This is a genomic window from Pseudomonas canadensis (assembly GCF_000503215.1).
GTDB lineage: Bacteria > Pseudomonadota > Gammaproteobacteria > Pseudomonadales > Pseudomonadaceae > Aquipseudomonas > Aquipseudomonas canadensis.
Genome location: NZ_AYTD01000001.1, coordinates 545095 through 563275, shown reverse-complemented (window position 1 = coordinate 563275; position 18181 = coordinate 545095). Strand labels below are relative to the sequence as shown.

The window sequence follows — 18181 nt, the reverse complement described above, 5'->3', positions numbered from 1 at the left end:
GGGTGAAAAGTCGCGCAGTGTAACCACAAAAAGCCGACTTGCTAAGAGCCAAATGGCGCCAATTTATGCAACTTTAGCGACGTGAGGCCAGATAGCGGCGCAAGCCTTCCTGGGCGTCCGGGCAGTAAGGCTTTTGTTCGGCCTCCTGCAGGACGGTTTCGATAGGTAAAAAGCGCGCTTCCATGACCTCTTCCGGCTGCAGGCGCAGTGGCCCATCCCAGACGGCAGAGTAGGATTTACACCAGAGCCGGCTGTCGCCATCCTCGAAATAGAAATGGTCGTGCTCGACCAACTCCACTCCGCTGACGCCCAGTTCTTCCTCCAGCTCGCGGGCGGCCGATATTGAATAGGATTCACCCGCCGCTACCATTCCACCCGCCGCCGTGTCCCAGAACCCTGGATACATGGCTTTGCTCAGCGTGCGCCGATGCACACACAGCTCGCCACGGGAGTTGAACAGGAAGATAAAAGTGCAACGGCCAATCAGGCCGCGCTGACGCAGGTCGGACCTGACGAGGGTGCCGAGCAGGGTGTCCCGCTCGTCGACCCAGCAGATCAGTTCAGCATCGGAAGCCGCGCGGTGTGCGGCCTCCTTTTGAGTAGCGTCCATCATCAACCCTGGTTGAGTAGCTGACGCAAGTCGATCACTGCAGCGTTTGCCCGGGAAATATAGTTGGCCATCACCAGCGAGTGGTTCGCCAACACGCCGAAGCCACTGCCGTTGAGAATCATAGGACTCCAAACCGGCTCTTGCGAGGCTTCCAGCTCACGAATGATCTGGCGCACGCTGACGGTGGCGTTTTTCTTGGCCAGCACGTCGGCAAAGTCGACTTCGATGGCGCGCAGCAGGTGCGACAGCGCCCAAGCCTGGCCACGGGCTTCGTAGAACACGTTGTCGATCTGCATCCATGGGGTTTCCACCACTTCTTCATCGACCTGCGGCACTTCACCCGGCGCCAAGGCTTCGGTTTTCAGTGCGGTGTTCAGTTTCACCCGGCCGACGCTGGCCGACAGGCGTTGCGACAGCGAGCCAAGGCGAGTGGCGACGTCACCCAGCCAGTTGTTCAGGTTGTCGGCACGTGCATAGAACAGCGCGCCGCGCTGGTTCGGATCGGACAGGCGTGCTTCGTAGCGGCTCAGGGAATTGATGCCTTCCTGATATTCCGACTCACTGGACGGCAGCACCCAGCTCTTGTTGTCGAAGTTGAAGCGTGGCTCGGCCTTGGCCAAATCCGCGTCTTCGGCTGACTGCGACTGCGAGCGGGCGAAGTCTTTACGCAGGGCGCGGGTCAGGTCGCGCACCTGCACCAGTACGCCGTATTCCCAGCTCGGCATGTTGTCCATCCACAGGCCTGGCGGGAAGCGATCGTTGGAAATGTAGCCACCGGGTTTGTTCAGCAAAGTGCCCACCACGGTCTTGAGGGTTTCGACCGTGGTGTAGCCCACCACCATCTGCTTGCCTTCTTTCTCGGCGGCCAACTGCGCATTCTGCTGCACCGGAAACAGCGCCGGCTCTTCGCTCCAGTACCAGCCCAGGGCGCCGGTGACCAACAGGTACAGGCCGAGCACGCTGAGCACGGCGCGGCTCATCAGCACGGTACGAAAATAGCCGCGGTTGGCCGACTTGGGCTCAGGCGCGGGGCCTTTGGCGCTGCCTGCACGGTTTTTCCAGTCCAGCATGGCGATATCCTTTCAATCACTTGAGTTCATGCACTTGAATTGATGGCGTGCGTTCAAACACTCCGACCACAACCCTACCCCATCGTGCCAACCCGTGCGGGGCTTTTCGCCAAACTGGCGCACAGGGCATGTTCGACTATAAAGGATGCACGCTTTTTACGCTGCGCGACCATCCAGTCAGCAACTGAATGCGACGGGCACGCAGTTTATTGACGTATGACACTCATCCTATCGGAAAGAGGTGCTAGCATAGAGCCATCAGTCGACCTCAGCATGCACCCTAACTAGTAGTCAGGATATGACCGAGCCAGAAGACCCCAGCCGTGAGCGCCTCAAGCAGCATTTTGCCCAGCGGGTAATTCATCAGGCACGTCAAATTCTTGAGATCTGGCAGCGCCTGCAACGCAGCGAATGGTCCGGCGCCGACCTCTCCGAACTCAGCGAGGCCAATTTGCGCCTGCTGCGTTTTGCCGAACGTTTTGAACAGCCGGAACACGGCCAGTTGGCGCGACACATCGGTGAATCCCTCAAGGCGGTGGACGAAAACCGTGGCCGCCTGAGCAGCCACTTGATCACCGAACTCAATCGCTTGATGCAGCGCCTGTCCCGTACCGGCCTGCGCCAGGGCGACCAGCTCGAACAAACTTTCCTGCCGCCCATGCGCAAGCCGATCTACGTGATGCTGGCCGATCACGACCGCGCCGAGCGCCTGGCCAAACAGCTGGAATTCTTTGGCATGAGCGCCCAATCCCTCGACAGCGTGGCGGCGTTTCGCGCGTCGATGGCCGAGCGCCTGCCCTCGGCGATTGTGATGGACGTGGATTTCTGCGGCGCCGGCCTGGGCCTCAAGCTCGCCGCCGAAGCCCAGGAAGGCCTGGAGCAAAAGCTGCCGCTGCTGTTTTTCAGCCTGCACGAAACCGATACCCCCACCCGCCTGGCCGCCGTGCGCGCTGGGGGCCAGGAGTTCCTCACCGGCACGCTGGAAGCGTCGAGCCTGCTGGAGAAGATCGAGGTACTGACCTGCGTCGCCCAATACGAGCCGTATAAAGTACTGATCATCGACGACTCGCGGGCCCAGGCGCTGCACACCGAGCGCCTGCTCAACAGCGCCGGCATCGTCACCCGCACGCTGATCGAGCCGATCCAGGCCATGGCCGAGCTGGCGGATTTCCAGCCCGACCTGATCATCCTCGACATGTATATGCCAGCCTGTACCGGTACCGAACTGGCCAAGGTCATCCGCCATAACGACCGTTATGTGAGCGTGCCGATCATCTACCTGTCAGCCGAGGATGACCTGGACAAGCAACTGGACGCCATGAGCGAAGGCGGCGACGACTTCCTCACCAAGCCGATCAAGCCGCGCCACCTGATCACCACCGTGCGCAATCGCGCGGCGCGTGCGCGCAACCTCAAGGCGCGGATGGTGCGCGACAGCCTGACCGGCCTGTACAACCACACTCACATCCTGCAATTGCTCGAAGACTGCAGCTTTCGTGCGCGCCGCGAGAACAAGCCGCTGAGTTTTGCGATGCTGGATATCGACCACTTCAAGCGGGTCAACGACAGCCACGGCCACCCCATGGGCGACCGTGTGATCAAGAGCCTGGCGCTGTTTCTCAAGCAACGCTTGCGCAAGACCGACTATATCGGGCGCTACGGCGGTGAAGAATTCGCCATCGTAATGCCGGATACCGACCTGGAATCGGCGTGCAAAGTGCTGGATGAAATCCGTGGGCGCTTTGCCGAAATCCACTACCCCGCCCAGCCCCAGGATTTGTGGTGTACCTTCAGCGCCGGGTTGGTCGAGCTGTGCGACGGTTCCGACAGCCTGATGATGGCGGCCCAGGCCGACGAGGCGCTGTACCGCGCCAAGGATGCCGGACGTAACCGCGTGCAGGCTGCGCGCACATCAAAGCAAAGTGCCACCTTTTCACCAGAATCGACTGATTCGGTCATAACCTTGTAATGAAAACGCAATAACTTCAGGCACTTATCTTTTGCTGTCGGTTGAAACCACGCATGCGCCTGAAGCTGCTGACCAATCTCAATACCCTTCTTCTGGTGGCCGTGTGCCTGGCGCTGGGCGCGACCCTGTGGTGGTCGCAGCGCGCGCTGGAACGGCCTTATTTGCTGATGGAACGCTACCTGGGCCTGTCCCAGGCCTTCCAGAACCAAGCGGCGCGTAATTTCGACGACTACCTCGCCAGCGGCGACGCCCTGCGCTTGAGCAGTGCCAGCCAGAGCTTGGAAAACCTGTTGCAGCATCTGGATGAGTTGCCGGCGGACCTCGCGCAAAACCTGCGCCCGAGCCTGGTTGACCTGGATGCGTTCAGCAAGACTGACCTGCTGGCGGCCGGCAAGCTGGCCGGCGACCCGCAAGCCTTGTTGCTGCAGGCCGAGCGCGAATTAGGTGCGAACCTGGAGCAATTGAGTCAGTACGCCACCGGCGTGACTACTCCTGACGCCGCCCGCTATCTGCCGCCTTTGCTGGCTGCGTCGCAGCACCTGGGCAAACTGTCCCTGGCCCGCGACAAACTGGTGAGCAGCGGGCGCGCGGAACTGGCCGATGATGTGGAGCGCGAAGTCAGCAACATCCGCAGCCAAGCCGATGCGCTGGAACAACTGCCATTGCTGGGCGTGAAGGCCAGCGCCGAATCCAGCGCCAACGACTTTTCCGCACTGATGGGCCTGGAGAACACCGAAAAAACCGAAGCCCAGGACACTGGCGTCGACCTCAAACGTGAACTCAACAGCCTGCTGACCCGCTACCCCGCCGAACTCAAGCGCACCCGCGAACAGATCCAGCAACGCACCGACCTGGCCGCCAAGACCCACCAGAAGATCGACACCGTGCAACAAGCCATCGCCGGCCTGGAGCCCGTGGTGCGCGCGCAGCACGGCAAGATCCAGGGCGAAGTGCGCCTGATGCAAGGGGTAATGATCGGCCTGATCCTGCTGATCGCGCTGCTGATCGACACCCTGCAACGCCGCCTGGCGCGGGTGCTGACCAATCTGGCGCCCGCCTTGTCGACCTGGGCCGAGGGTGATTTCAGCCAGCCGATTGCCCTGGGTAAGACCAACCGCGAGCTGCACGACATTGAAGCCTCCTTGAACCGCCTGCGCGCCTATCTGGTGGATTTGGTGGGTACGATTCGCGGCAATGCCGAGGAAGTCGCCGGCAGTAGCCGTGCGCTGGCCGAACTGAGCAGCGGCCTGCATGACGGCGCCGAACGCCAGGCCGGGGATACCGCGCAGATCCGTGATTCGCTGGGTGAACTGGAAGCGACCATCCAGCAAGTCGCAGGCGATGCCAGCCAGGCGGCAGGCGCCAGTCGCAGTGCCGGTCAGGCGGTGGAGCAAGGCCAACGTGTGATCGGCCTGAGCCTGACCGGGCTGCATGCCCTGGTCGGCGAAGTGCAGCAGAATGCGCAGATGATCGAAAAACTCGCGGAAGAATCCGCCACCATCGGCGGCGTGCTGACGGTGATCCGCTCGATTGCCGACCAGACCAACCTGCTCGCCCTTAACGCCGCCATCGAGGCTGCCCGCGCCGGTGAGGCCGGCCGTGGCTTTGCCGTGGTCGCCGACGAAGTCCGCTCCCTGGCCCAGCGCACCGCCGGCGCCACCGCAGAAATCCAGACCTTGATCGCCGGTCTGCAAAGCGCCGCCCATCAATCGGTGCAAGGCATGCGCGCCCAGGTCGAACACGCCGAGGCGACCGCCCAGCAAGCCCAGGCAGCGGACGGCGCGCTGGATGAAATCGTCGAGGCTATCCAGACCATTTCCGACACCGCCGTGCGCATCGCCGATGTGACGGCACAGCAGAGTGGCGCCGTCAGTGAGATTCGCGACAACAGCGAGCGGATTCACCAGTTGGGTGAAGATAACTTGCTGCGAATCGGCCAGGGCCGCAGCCAAGGTGAGCATCTGTTGGTGCTAGGTGGGCAGCTCAATACTGCTGTGCAGGCCTTTCGCGTCTGAACACCCACTGTAGGAGCGAGCTTGCTCGCGAAGAACGCGCAGGCACCGCTTTAATCCAGACGCCCCGCGTTATCGTTGACGTTTTTCGCGAGCAAGCTCGCTCCTACACTGACCGAATCCGGCCTCACAGTCACAAATTTCGCGCTATCCTCGCTAATCGTGCTGCCTACTGCATAGAACTGGACAGTCACAAAGGCTTTGCGGCATAGTCGCCGGGTTCTGCCGTACCCACATCAATAACAAGGAACAGCCGATGGCGACCTTACTGGTTCTTCACGGACCCAACCTGAACCTGCTCGGCACCCGTGAACCGGGCGTCTACGGGGCAGTCACCCTGGACCAGATCAACCTCGACCTGGAGCGCAGGGCCCGTGAAGCCGGCCACCATCTGCTCTACCTGCAAAGCAATGCCGAGTACGAATTGATTGATCGCATCCATGCCGCGCGCGGCGAAGGCGTGGACTTTATCCTGATCAATCCCGCCGCTTTTACACATACAAGCGTTGCATTACGTGACGCGTTGCTGGCGGTGAGCATCCCATTCATCGAAGTGCATTTGTCGAACGTGCACAAACGCGAAGCTTTCCGCCATCACTCCTACTTCTCCGACGTAGCGGTAGGTGTGATCTGCGGCCTTGGCGCCAGCGGTTACCGACTGGCCCTGGAGGCCGCCCTGGAACAACTTGAACAACCGGCCAAGCGCCCCTGACCGACCCTTGGGAGTTGATGATTCATGGATATCCGTAAAGTTAAGAAACTGATCGAACTGCTGGAAGAATCCGGTATCGACGAGCTGGAAATCAAGGAAGGCGAAGAGTCCGTACGGATCAGCCGCCACAGCAAGACCCCGGCCCAGCAGTTCTACGCGCCACAGATGCAAGCACCGGCGCCGGCTGCTGCTCCAGCCGCCGCTCCGGCTGCCGCCGCTGCACCTGCCGCTCCAGCGGCTCCTGCGCTGAACGGTTTCGTGGTCAAGTCGCCAATGGTCGGTACGTTCTACCGCACCCCGGCACCGACCTCGCCAGCCTTCGTTGAAGTCGGCGCAACCGTGAAAGTGGGCGACACCATCTGCATCGTTGAAGCGATGAAGATGATGAACCACATCACCGCTGAAAAAGCCGGCGTCATCGAATCCATCCTGGTAGAAAACGGTCAGCCGGTTGAGTACGACCAGCCGCTGTTCACCATCGTTTGAACCGCGGAGCGCCTTCGATGTTGAAACCTGCGAAGAAACTGCAAAAAGTCCTGATCGCCAACCGCGGCGAGATCGCGCTGCGTATCCTGCGCGCCTGTAAGGAAGAGGGCATCAAGACCGTCGCTGTTTACTCGACGGCCGATACCGAATTGATGCACGTGAAACTGGCGGACGAAAGCATCTGCATCGGCCCGCCACTGGCCACGAACTCGTACCTGAAAGTCTCGAACATCATCGCGGCCGCGGAAGTGACCGGCGCTGATGGCATCCACCCTGGCTACGGCTTCCTCGCGGAAAACGCCGATTTCGCCGAACAGGTGGAAAAATCCGGGTTTGCCTTCATCGGCCCGAAAGCCGAAACCATTCGCCTGATGGGTGACAAGGTGTCGGCCAAGGACGCCATGATCGCGGCTGGCGTGCCAACCGTTCCAGGTTCCGACGGCCCGCTGCCGGAAGACGAGGAAACCGCTCTGCGCATTGGTCGCGAAGTCGGCTACCCCGTGATCATCAAGGCCGCCGGTGGCGGTGGTGGTCGCGGCATGCGCGTGGTGCACAAGGAAGAAGACCTGATCGAAGCTGCCAAGCAGACTCGCTCCGAAGCGGGCGCCTGGTTCGGCAACCCGATGGTCTACCTGGAGAAGTACCTGACCAACCCACGTCACGTGGAAGTGCAAGTACTGTCCGACGGCCAAGGCCACGCCATCCACCTGGGCGACCGCGATTGCTCGCTGCAACGTCGTCACCAGAAGGTTCTGGAAGAAGCGCCGGCACCGGGCCTGGACGAAAAAGCGCGCCAGGAAGTACTGGCTCGTTGCGTCAAGGCGTGCATCGACATCAACTACCGTGGCGCGGGCACTTTCGAGTTCCTGTACGAGAACGGTCGTTTCTACTTCATCGAGATGAACACTCGTGTGCAGGTAGAGCACCCGGTGTCGGAGATGGTCACCGGCATCGACATCGTCAAGGAGATGCTCAGCATCGCCGCCGGCAACCCGCTGTCCTTCACCCAGGACGACGTGAAGATGCACGGCCACTCCCTGGAGTGCCGCATCAACGCCGAAGACCCGAAAACCTTTATCCCAAGCCCTGGCCTGGTCAAGCATTTCCATGCGCCCGGCGGCAACGGCGTACGTGTGGATTCGCACCTGTACAGCGGCTACAAGGTTCCGTCCAACTACGACTCGCTGATCGGCAAGCTGATCACCTGGGGCGCCACCCGCGACGAGGCCATGGCCCGTATGCGCAACGCCCTGGACGAAATCGTGGTCGACGGCATCAAGACCAACATCCCGCTGCATCGGGACCTGGTCCGTGATGAAGGCTTCTGCGAAGGTGGTGTGAACATTCACTACCTGGAACACAAGCTGGCCAACCAGTAAGTGCTCCACCCAACAAGGCCGCCTTCGGGCGGCTTTGTTGTTTCTGGGCCCTGGGTTTTGCTGGATGGATACATCACCCTGTGGGAGCGGGCTTGCTCGCGAATGCGGTGCATAAGCTAAAATACTCTTCACTGACTCACCGCATTCGCGAGCAAGCCCGCTCCCACATTTGTTATGTGTACACCCCTCCCGCCGCTCGCGTAAACTTGCGCGCTTTCGCAGCCCTACCCCGCTGCACACTCATTTTTTCAAAGGTGCCCGCCATGCCTTGGCTGCAAGTCCGTCTCGCCATCAGCCCAGAACAAGCCGAAACCTACGAAGACGCGTTTCTCGAAGTCGGCGCCGTGTCGGTGACCTTCATGGACGCCGAAGACCAGCCAATCTTCGAACCCGAACTCAACACCACCCCGCTGTGGTCCCACACCCATTTGTTGGCCCTGTTCGAGGACGGCACCGATGCCGCCGCCGTACTGGCCCACATGGAATTGCTCACCGGCGGCCCGCTGCCAGAGCATCACAGCGAGGTCATCGAAGACCAGGATTGGGAACGCAGCTGGATGGACAACTTCCAGCCGATGCGTTTCGGCCAGCGCCTGTGGATCGTGCCAAGCTGGCACGCCGCGCCTGAACCAGACGCCGTCAACCTGCTGCTGGACCCGGGCCTCGCGTTTGGCACCGGCACCCACCCCACTACCGCGCTGTGCCTGGAATGGCTGGACGGCCAGGACCTGACCGACAGCCATGTGCTGGACTTCGGTTGCGGCTCTGGGATCCTGGCGATTGCCGCATTGCTCTTGGGCGCCAAAGAAGCCGTCGGCACCGACATCGACGTCCAAGCGCTGGAAGCCTCCCGCGATAACGCCGGGCGCAACAACATCCCTGAAGGCAAATTCCCGCTTTACCTGCCGGAGCAACTGCCCCAAGTGCAGGCCGACGTGTTGGTCGCGAACATCCTCGCCGGGCCACTGGTTTCGCTGGCGCCGCAGCTGTCGAGCCTGGTCAAGGCGGGCGGGCGCCTGGCGCTGTCGGGCATCCTGGCCGAGCAGGGCGAAGACGTCGCCGCTGCCTACGCGAAGGATTTCGAGCTGGATCCGATCGCCAACCGCGATGGCTGGGTACGCATCAGCGGTCGTCGGCGCTAGAATGAGCGCTTGCCTGAATCGGATGGCCGCATGACCGACAGTTTCGTCACCCAGTGCCCGCATTGCCAAGCACGCTTTCGTGTCAACCACGCTCAATTGAGCGTGGCCCGCGGCGTGGTGCGCTGTGGTTCGTGCCTGCAAGTGTTCAATGCCGCTCGTCAGTTGCTGGAGCAGCGCGACCAGGCGTCCGCACCTGAGCCAGACGTGCCGGTTGAGCTGACGCCTGAACCAGCGCGGGCCATCAGCCAGAAGCAGTGGACTGCCGAAGAGCTGGACCTGGACAATCTGGACCTGGACGAAGAACTGGCCAAGCTAGAACGCCGCGAGATTCAGCACACGTTGCCGATCGGTGCAGATCGTCGCCAGTCCGGTATCGACCGCCGCCAAAAGGAAGAATCCTTCAGCGCCAGCCGCGACACGGTCAAGGCCGAAGAGGAAAAATGGGCAGCGAGCTTGTTCAGTGAGCCGCCTGAAGAGCGCATCGACGTCACTGAAGACGCACCCGAACCTGCGACGAGGCAGCGCACAGAACCGTCCATGTCGTTCCACACCGACGATATCGACGATGAGCCGCCGCTGCACTCAACGCCAGACGATGACGACATCGAACCGCCGTTCACGCCACTGACCCAATCGGCCGATGACGTAGAACCCGAAGAACGCCCCAAAGCCCGTCGCAAGCGCCCGCGCGCCGAAACGAGCGTGCAAGACGACCAACTGCTGGATCTCGAAGACGACCCGCTGCACCTTTACGCGCAAAAGCGTCCGGCCAGCCTGGGCCGTCGTCTGATCTGGCTATTGCTGGTACTGATCGCCGCCGCCGGTCTCGCAGGCCAGTACATCGCCTACCAATTCGACGAACTGGCCCGCCAGGACGCCTATCGCCCGTGGTTCCAGCAACTGTGCCCCACACTGGGCTGCACGGTGCCATCACGGGTCGATATCGCCCACATCAAGAGCAGCAACCTGGTGGTGCGCAGCCATCCGGATTTCGCAGGAGCACTGGTGGTGGACGCGATCATCTACAACCGTGCGACCTTCTCCCAGCCCTTCCCACTGCTGGAGCTGCGGTTTGCCGATTTGAACGGCAGCCTGATTGCCAGTCGTCGCTTCAAACCCGCCGAATACCTCAGCGGTGAGTTGGCCGGAGTAAGCGAAATGCCATCGCAGACCCCGATCCATATCTCGCTGGATATCCTCGATCCGGGCAATAAAGCCGTGAACTACAGCCTGAGCTTTCACTCGCCAGAGTGAATCGGTGCATGGGTTGAGATTTGACGGCAGGTTATTGACTTTCCCGGGCGCGACCAAACCGGTGGCGATAAAGAAATAACTGTTCAGATTTTATCCAATTCAGCCTTTATCCAGTCATCGAGAGCGGGTATCATGCCAACCCTTTTTCGAACTCTAATGATCCGGCCCCACAACAGGGAAGTCCTATGTCGGCGGTACGCATCGGCCCATATACATTGCAGAACGGCTTGATCCTCGCCCCGATGGCGGGGGTTACCGACCAGCCCTTTCGTCAGCTGTGCAAGCGATTGGGCGCGGGTCTAGTAGTCTCGGAAATGGTCACCAGCGACATGAGCTTGTGGAACACCCGCAAATCGCGGATGCGCATGATCCACGAAGGTGATCCCGAGCCCCGCTCGGTACAGATCGCGGGTGGCGATGCACAGATGCTGGCGGATGCGGCCCGGGCCAACGTGGAGTTGGGGGCGCAGATCATCGACATCAACATGGGCTGCCCGGCCAAGAAGGTCTGCAACAAGGCCGCCGGTTCCGCACTGTTGAAAGATGAGCAATTGGTTGCCGAGATCCTGCAGGCCGTTGTCGCCGCAGTGGATGTGCCGGTCACCCTGAAGATCCGTACCGGCTGGGACCGGGACAACAAGAACGGCCTGACAGTGGCGAAGATCGCTGAACAGGCAGGCATTACAGCGCTGGCGGTGCATGGCCGAACCCGCGCCGACCTTTACACCGGTGAAGCCGAGTACGACACCATCGCTGCGATCAAGCAGGCGGTGTCGATGCCGGTGTTTGCCAATGGCGATATCGACTCCGCCGAGAAAGCCCGGCGTGTGCTGCACGCGACTGGTGCCGATGGCTTGTTGATTGGCCGGGCTGCCCAGGGGCGGCCGTGGATTTTTCGTGAGATCGAGCATTTTCTGCGTACTGGCGAAGTGTTGCCGGCACCGGAGCTGATCGAGGTGGAACGTATTCTGCTAGAGCATCTGGCCGCCCTGCACGCCTTCTATGGGGACGTGATGGGAGTACGCATTGCTCGCAAGCATGTCGGCTGGTATCTCGCAACCCTGCCGGGCGCCAGGGAGTTTCGCGCCCACTTCAATCGTTTGGATGATACGGAAGCACAGTGCGCCAACGTTCGTGAGTTCTTCAGCGAGCGTTACAAGAGCCTGGGGACAGGGGACGGAGAGGGGGTGGCCGCATGACGATGATGACCGAGACTTTAGTGAGTGGAACAACACCCGTGAGCGACAACGTCAATTTGAAACAGCACCTCAACACGCCGAGCGAAGAAGGCCAGACCCTTCGCGGGAGTGTCGAGAAGGCGCTGCACAATTATTTCGCCCACCTTGAGGGCGCTTCCGTCACGGACGTGTACAACCTGGTGCTCTCCGAAGTCGAGGCGCCCTTGCTCGAAAGCGTGATGAACTACGTCAAGGGCAACCAGACCAAAGCCAGTGAGCTGCTGGGCCTCAACCGTGGCACCTTGCGCAAAAAGCTCAAGCAATACGATTTGCTGTAAGCATTCAATCAAACCAGAAAGGCGCCCGCGTAAAAACGGTCGCCTTTTTTGCTGACTTCCTTTGCTTTTGATGGAAATTGAAATGACCGACCAGACTACCCGCCTGCCGATCCGCCGCGCCTTGATCAGTGTCTCCGACAAGACCGGGATCCTCGAATTTGCCCGGGAGCTGGAAGCCCTGGGCGTGGAAATCCTCTCCACGGGCGGGACCTTCAAACTGCTGCAGGACAACGGCGTGGCCGCAGTAGAAGTGGCGGGCTACACCGGTTTCGCAGAAATGATGGACGGTCGGGTCAAGACCCTGCACCCGAAAATCCACGGCGGCATCCTCGGCCGTCGCGGCACCGACGACGCGATCATGGCCGAACACGGCATCAAGCCGATCGACCTGGTGGCCGTTAACCTCTACCCGTTCGAAGCCACCATCAACAAGCCAGGCTGCGACTTGCCGACCGCCATCGAAAACATCGATATCGGCGGCCCAACCATGGTGCGCTCGGCGGCCAAGAACCACAAAGACGTGGCCATCGTGGTCAACGCCAGCGATTACGCCAACGTGCTGGAAAGCCTGAAGGCCGGTGGCCTGACCTACGCCCAGCGCTTCGACCTGATGCTCAAGGCCTTCGAACACACCGCCGCCTACGACGGCATGATCGCCAACTACATGGGCACTGTTAACCAGGCTGCTGAAACACTGTCCACCGAAGGCCGCAGCCAGTTCCCGCGCACCTTCAACAGCCAGTTCATCAAGGCCCAGGAAATGCGCTACGGCGAGAACCCGCACCAGAGCGCGGCGTTCTACGTAGAAGCCAAGCCTGCCGAAGTGGGCATCGCCACCGCGACCCAGCTGCAAGGCAAAGAGCTGTCCTACAACAACGTGGCCGACACTGACGCCGCGCTGGAATGTGTGAAGAGCTTCGTCAAGCCGGCCTGCGTGATCGTCAAGCACGCCAACCCGTGCGGCGTGGCGGTCAGCCCGGACGCTGAAGGCGGTATCCGCCAGGCGTACGAACTGGCCTACGCCACCGACACCGAATCCGCGTTTGGCGGCATCATCGCCTTCAACCGTGAACTGGATGCCGAGACCGCCAAGGCGATCGTCGAGCGTCAGTTCGTTGAAGTGATCATCGCCCCAAGCGTCAGCGAAGAAGCCCGCGCTATCGTGGCGGCCAAAGCCAACGTACGCCTGTTGGCCTGCGGTGAGTGGTCGGCTGAGCGTGCGGCTGCCTGGGACTACAAGCGCGTCAACGGCGGCTTGCTGGTACAGAGCCGCGACATCGGCATGATCGGCAGCCAAGACCTGAAAGTCGTGACCAAACGCGCGCCGACCGAGCAAGAGATCAACGACCTGATCTTCGCCTGGAAAGTGGCCAAGTACGTTAAATCCAACGCCATCGTCTACGCCAAGAACCGCCAGACCATTGGTGTCGGCGCCGGCCAGATGAGCCGCGTGAACTCGGCGCGTATCGCCGCGATCAAGGCTGAACACGCTGGCTTGCAAGTCGTGGGTTCGGTAATGGCTTCCGATGCGTTCTTCCCATTCCGTGACGGCCTGGACAACGCCGCGAAGGCCGGTGTTACCGCCGTGATCCAACCGGGTGGCTCGATGCGAGATGCTGAAGTCATCGCTGCCGCTGATGAAGCTGGCATCGCTATGGTCTTCACCGGTATGCGCCACTTCCGCCACTAAAAGCACGACTGTAGGAGCCGGCTTGCCGGCGATGAGGCCCTTGAAGCTTGTAGTGATTCAGAGGCCGTCATCGCCGGCAAGCCGGCTCCTACAGAATGTGGTGTTCCCAAGAATTCAGCGTCATCCGAGGTTTTTGAAATGAATGTTTTGATCATTGGCAGCGGTGGCCGTGAACACGCCCTGGCCTGGAAAGTTGCCCAGGACCCGCGCGTCCAGAAAGTGTTCGTGGCCCCCGGCAACGCCGGTACCGCCACTGAAGCCAAGTGCGAGAACGTCGCTATCGACGTGCTGGCCCTTGAGCAGTTGGCAGACTTTGCTGAAAAGAATGTATCCCTGACCATCGTCGGTCCGGAAGTGCCATTGGTTGCCGGCGTGGTGGACCTGTTCCGCAGCCGTGGCCTGGATTGCTTCGGCCCAACCGCTGGCGCGGCCCAGCTGGAAGGTTCCAAGGCATTCACCAAGGACTTCCTGGCGCGCCACAAGATCCCGACCGCCGACTACCAGAACTTCACCGAGATCGAGCCGGCCCTGGCTTACCTGCGTGAAAAAGGTGCGCCGATTGTGATCAAAGCCGATGGCCTGGCCGCCGGCAAAGGCGTGATCGTCGCCATGACCCTGCAGGAAGCCGAAGACGCGGTGCGCGACATGCTCGCTGGCAACGCTTTTGGTGACGCTGGTTCACGCGTGGTGATCGAGGAATTCCTCGACGGCGAAGAAGCCAGCTTCATCGTGATGGTCGACGGCAAGAACGTCTTGCCAATGGCCACCAGCCAGGACCACAAACGCGTCGGCGACGGTGACACCGGCCCGAACACCGGTGGCATGGGTGCCTACTCCCCTGCCCCGGTGGTCACCGCCGACGTGCACCAGCGCGTCATGGACCTGGTGATCTGGCCGACCGTGCGCGGCATGGCCGACGAAGGCAATGTGTACACCGGTTTCCTGTATGCCGGCCTGATGATCGACAAAGCCGGTAACCCGAAAGTCATCGAGTTCAACTGCCGCTTCGGCGACCCGGAAACCCAACCGGTGATGCTGCGCCTGCAATCGAGCCTGGTTCTGCTGGTGGAAGCAGCCCTGGCCCAGGCCCTGGACAAGGTGGAAGCCCAGTGGGATCCACGTCCGAGTGTCGGTATTGTGCTGGCGGCCGGTGGCTACCCTGCTGACTACGCCAAGGGCGACGTGATTGAAGGTCTCGACGCGGCTGCTACGCTGGAAGGCAAAGTGTTCCATGCGGGCACTGCGCTCAAGGATGGCCAGGTCGTGACCGCCGGTGGCCGTGTGTTGTGCGCTACCGCCATGGGCGCCAGCGTCGACGCCGCGCAGCAACAGGCTTACAAGCTGGCTGCAAAAATCGACTGGAATGGCTGCTTCTACCGCAAGGACATTGGCTATCGCGCCATTGCGCGGGAGCGTGGCGAGAGCCAGTAAGCTGCTATCCGTTCGGCTAGGCAAGGGCCTCTGGCCCTTGCCGTATGCCGGCCGACCCGCGCATAGTTAACCGTGCATCAACCTACGAAGGGATTTCGCCGTGCGCTGGCTCAGGATCGCCATAGGTTTCACTGTCAGTCTGCTGACACTGCTCTGCTTGTTCCCGGCCCAGGCCGCCGCGCAAGGCAGTGGCTGGGCAGTATTGCTTGATGAACAGGCCGACCTGCAACTGAGCGACATCCGTTCCTCGCGCTACACCAATCAATTCAGCCCCATCGAACTGGATCGCCTTACCGCCGCCGAACCGGACGGTGCGTTGTGGGTGCGTTTCAAGCTGCAACCCGGCAAGCACGAACAAGTACTTCGGGTCTTTGCCCCGGATTTATCCCACCTGAGCCTCTATGTACTCGACGGCGACACTCTGGTGGAGCAACAAAGTACCGGCACACGCCAGCCCCAGGCCGAGCGCCCGTTACCCAGCAGTGACTTCATGCTGCCCATGCCCCAAAGCCAGAAACCTTTAGAGGTCTACCTGCGCCTGGTCTCGGAACATGAACTGCGCCCCTATATCACCCTGGAACCGGCCGTGCTCGCCGCCGCCGACCAGACCCAGACACTGATCTACGGCCTGTTGTTCGGCTGTCTGCTGATGCTGATCCTGCATAACATCACCCGTTTCGCCTACCACCGCTCGCGCAGCAGCCTGTGGCTGGCGGCTTGCGAGATCCTGCTGATGCTCAGCCTCGCACTGCTGCTCAACCTGATCGGCCCCTGGCTGCCAAACTGGCACGCGATCCAGACGCCGGGCGCCTACCTGGCCCTGCTGCTGACCGCGCCGTGCGGGCTGATGTTTGCCTACCGGTTCTTCATGCCGCTGGGCCCACACCCGCTGAACAAGCTGTTGATGGCCGACATCCTGTTTATCGTGCTGTGCGGCCTGCTGCTGTTGTTCGTCAACACCCTGCCGCTGAACATCATCACCTATGCCCTGGTGGCATTGGCTGGCTTGAGCATGCTGTTTGTCTCAGCCTATCACTGGCAGAAAGGCTACCGCCCGGCACGCCTGTTCGTGGCGGCGATGGTTGTGTTCAACATCGGCACGCTGATCATCCTGCCGGCGCTGTTGGGCCTGACGATGGTCTCGCCCCAGGGCCTGATCGTGACGCTGCTGGCGTTTATCTGTCTGAGTGGTCTGTTGATGAGCCTGGCGCTGGGCGAACGCCAGCGGGCGATTGTCGAAGCGCGCTTCAGCCTCAGCCGTGACCTGGCGGCAAGCAATGCCGAGATCGCCGCCAAGGCCGAGTTCCTGGCCAAGATCAGCCACGAAATCCGCACGCCTATGAACGGCGTGCTGGGCATGACCGAATTGCTGCTGGGCACGCCGCTGTCGGTAAAACAGCGCGACTACGTGCAGACCATCCACAGTGCTGGCAATGAACTGCTTACGCTCATCAACGAAATCCTCGATATTTCCAAGCTGGAATCCGGCCAGATCGAATTGGATGACGTGCAGTTCGACCTCAACGCGCTGATCGAAGACTGCCTGAGTATCTTCCGCGCCAAGGCCGAGCAGCAAAACGTCGAACTGATCAGCTTTATCCAGCCCCAAGTGCCCCGTGTGATCAGCGGCGACCCGACGCGCCTGCGCCAGGCCATGTTGAGCCTGCTGGAAAACGCCCTGCAGAAGACCGACGAAGGCGAAGTGCTGATCGTCGTCGCGCTGGATGATCGCAGCACCAAGCCGCGTCTGCGCATTGCCGTGCAGGATAGCGGCCTGCCGATGGAAGCCGCCGAACGTGACGCCCTGCTGCACAGCGAACTGCACAGCAAGAATTTCTTCTCGGCCACCCGCCTGAACGGCCATCTGGGCCTGGTCATCGCGCGCCAATTGATCCTGCTGATGAATGGCGAGTTCGGTATCAAGAGCGGCAGCCATCAGGGCAGCACCTTGTGGCTGACCCTGCCGCTGGACCCGGAACGCCTGGAGCACCCGACCTCCGACCTCGATGGCCCACTCAAGGGCGCGCGGGTGCTGGTGGTGGACGACAACGACACCTGCCGCAAAGTATTGGTGCAGCAATGCTCGGCCTGGGGCCTCAACGTCAGCGCGGTGCCATCGGGCAAGGAAGCCCTGGCATTGCTGCGCACCAAGGCACACCTGCGCGATTACTTCGACGTGGTGCTGCTTGACCAGAACATGCCCGGCATGACCGGCATGCAACTGGCGGCGAAGATCAAGGAAGACCCAAGCCTGAACCACGACATCCTGTTGATCATGCTCACCGGTATCAGCAACGCGCCGAGCAAGATCATCGCGCGCAATTGCGGGATCAAGCGCATCCTCGCCAAACCCGTGGCGGGCTACACGCTCAAGACCACCCTGGCCGACGAACTGACCCAGCGCAGCAAGGGCAACGTTCCACCCCGCCCGGTCCTCAATGCCCCGGCCGCCATCACCGTGCCGACGGATTTCCGCATCCTGGTGGCCGAAGACAACAGCATCTCCACCAAGGTGATCCGTGGCATGCTCGGCAAGCTCAACCTCAACCCCGACACCGCCAGCAATGGCGAAGAGGCGCTGGAGGCGATGAAGGCCCAACGTTATGACCTGGTGCTGATGGACTGTGAAATGCCGATCCTCGATGGCTTTTCGGCGACTCAACAACTGCGCGCATGGGAAGTCAGCCACCAGCGTATTCGCACGCCGGTGGTGGCGCTGACGGCACACATTCTGTCGGAACATAAAGAGCGTGCACGCCAGGCCGGGATGGACGGGCACATGGCCAAGCCGGTGGAGTTGTCGCAGTTGCGTGAGCTGGTGGAGTTCTGGGTGGCACAGCGTCAGCAACGACCCGAACACGCGCCCTCCTGACCTGAAACACAATCCCCATGTGGGACCGGGCTTGCTGT

Annotated in this window: 14 protein-coding genes; 12 read left to right on the top strand and 2 right to left on the bottom strand. The window is 61.2% G+C overall.

The annotated features are described in order from the left end of the window. Positions 1–73 precede the first annotated feature (73 nt). Together U367_RS0102425 and U367_RS0102420 are read right to left on the bottom strand one after the other, a co-directional pair. The gene (locus tag U367_RS0102425) at positions 74–610 is read right to left on the bottom strand and encodes an NUDIX hydrolase (RefSeq protein WP_028615581.1); all 537 of its coding nucleotides are present in this window, start codon (positions 608–610) and stop codon (positions 74–76) included. A 2-nt stretch (positions 611–612) separates the two neighbouring features. After that, positions 613–1590 carry a DUF2333 family protein gene (locus tag U367_RS0102420; RefSeq protein ID WP_370468598.1) on the bottom strand — a complete coding sequence of 326 codons (978 nt, stop codon included), beginning with the start codon at positions 1588–1590 and terminating at the stop codon, positions 613–615. 388 nt (positions 1591–1978) lie between these two features. Here U367_RS0102420 and U367_RS0102415 point away from each other — a divergent pair, with 388 nt between their 5' ends. From U367_RS0102415 to U367_RS0102360, 12 genes are all read left to right on the top strand, one after another. Next, positions 1979–3649, top strand: coding sequence for a response regulator (locus U367_RS0102415; protein WP_028615579.1), 1671 nt, complete (start codon positions 1979–1981; stop codon positions 3647–3649). A gap of 53 nt (positions 3650–3702) precedes the next feature. Beyond that, positions 3703–5664 (top strand): methyl-accepting chemotaxis protein, encoded by a 1962-nt coding sequence (locus tag U367_RS0102410; protein ID WP_028615578.1) that lies wholly within the window; start codon positions 3703–3705, stop codon positions 5662–5664. A gap of 253 nt (positions 5665–5917) precedes the next feature. Next, positions 5918–6373, top strand: coding sequence for a type II 3-dehydroquinate dehydratase (aroQ, locus tag U367_RS0102405; RefSeq protein WP_010213488.1), 456 nt, complete (start codon positions 5918–5920; stop codon positions 6371–6373). A gap of 24 nt (positions 6374–6397) precedes the next feature. Further along, the gene (accB, locus tag U367_RS0102400; RefSeq protein ID WP_017136744.1) at positions 6398–6859 is read left to right on the top strand and encodes an acetyl-CoA carboxylase biotin carboxyl carrier protein; all 462 of its coding nucleotides are present in this window, start codon (positions 6398–6400) and stop codon (positions 6857–6859) included. A gap of 17 nt (positions 6860–6876) precedes the next feature. Beyond that, positions 6877–8238, top strand: a complete 1362-nt coding sequence (gene accC, locus U367_RS0102395; RefSeq protein WP_010213490.1) for an acetyl-CoA carboxylase biotin carboxylase subunit — start codon at positions 6877–6879, stop codon at positions 8236–8238. 263 nt (positions 8239–8501) lie between these two features. Beyond that, positions 8502–9380: a 50S ribosomal protein L11 methyltransferase gene (prmA, locus tag U367_RS0102390; RefSeq protein ID WP_028615577.1), complete on the top strand. Its 879-nt coding sequence runs from the start codon at positions 8502–8504 to the stop codon at positions 9378–9380. Between the two features lie 30 nt (positions 9381–9410). Further along, complete coding sequence (locus U367_RS0102385) at positions 9411–10634, top strand: DUF3426 domain-containing protein (protein ID WP_028615576.1); 1224 nt, start codon at positions 9411–9413, stop codon at positions 10632–10634. 185 nt (positions 10635–10819) lie between these two features. Then, the gene (gene dusB / locus U367_RS0102380) at positions 10820–11833 is read left to right on the top strand and encodes a tRNA dihydrouridine synthase DusB (protein ID WP_016976994.1); all 1014 of its coding nucleotides are present in this window, start codon (positions 10820–10822) and stop codon (positions 11831–11833) included. Further along, positions 11830–12150, top strand: coding sequence for a DNA-binding transcriptional regulator Fis (fis, locus tag U367_RS0102375; protein ID WP_002555375.1), 321 nt, complete (start codon positions 11830–11832; stop codon positions 12148–12150). The genes dusB and fis overlap by 4 nt, the downstream gene beginning before the upstream one ends. A gap of 82 nt (positions 12151–12232) precedes the next feature. Continuing rightward, positions 12233–13840 (top strand): bifunctional phosphoribosylaminoimidazolecarboxamide formyltransferase/IMP cyclohydrolase, encoded by a 1608-nt coding sequence (purH, locus tag U367_RS0102370; protein WP_028615575.1) that lies wholly within the window; start codon positions 12233–12235, stop codon positions 13838–13840. Positions 13841–13978: 138 nt separating this feature from the next. Then, positions 13979–15271, top strand: coding sequence for a phosphoribosylamine--glycine ligase (purD, locus tag U367_RS0102365; protein ID WP_028615574.1), 1293 nt, complete (start codon positions 13979–13981; stop codon positions 15269–15271). 100 nt (positions 15272–15371) lie between these two features. Continuing rightward, entirely contained in the window at positions 15372–18143 is a 2772-nt protein-coding gene (locus U367_RS0102360) for a hybrid sensor histidine kinase/response regulator (protein ID WP_028615573.1), read from the top strand. Positions 18144–18181 lie beyond the last annotated feature (38 nt).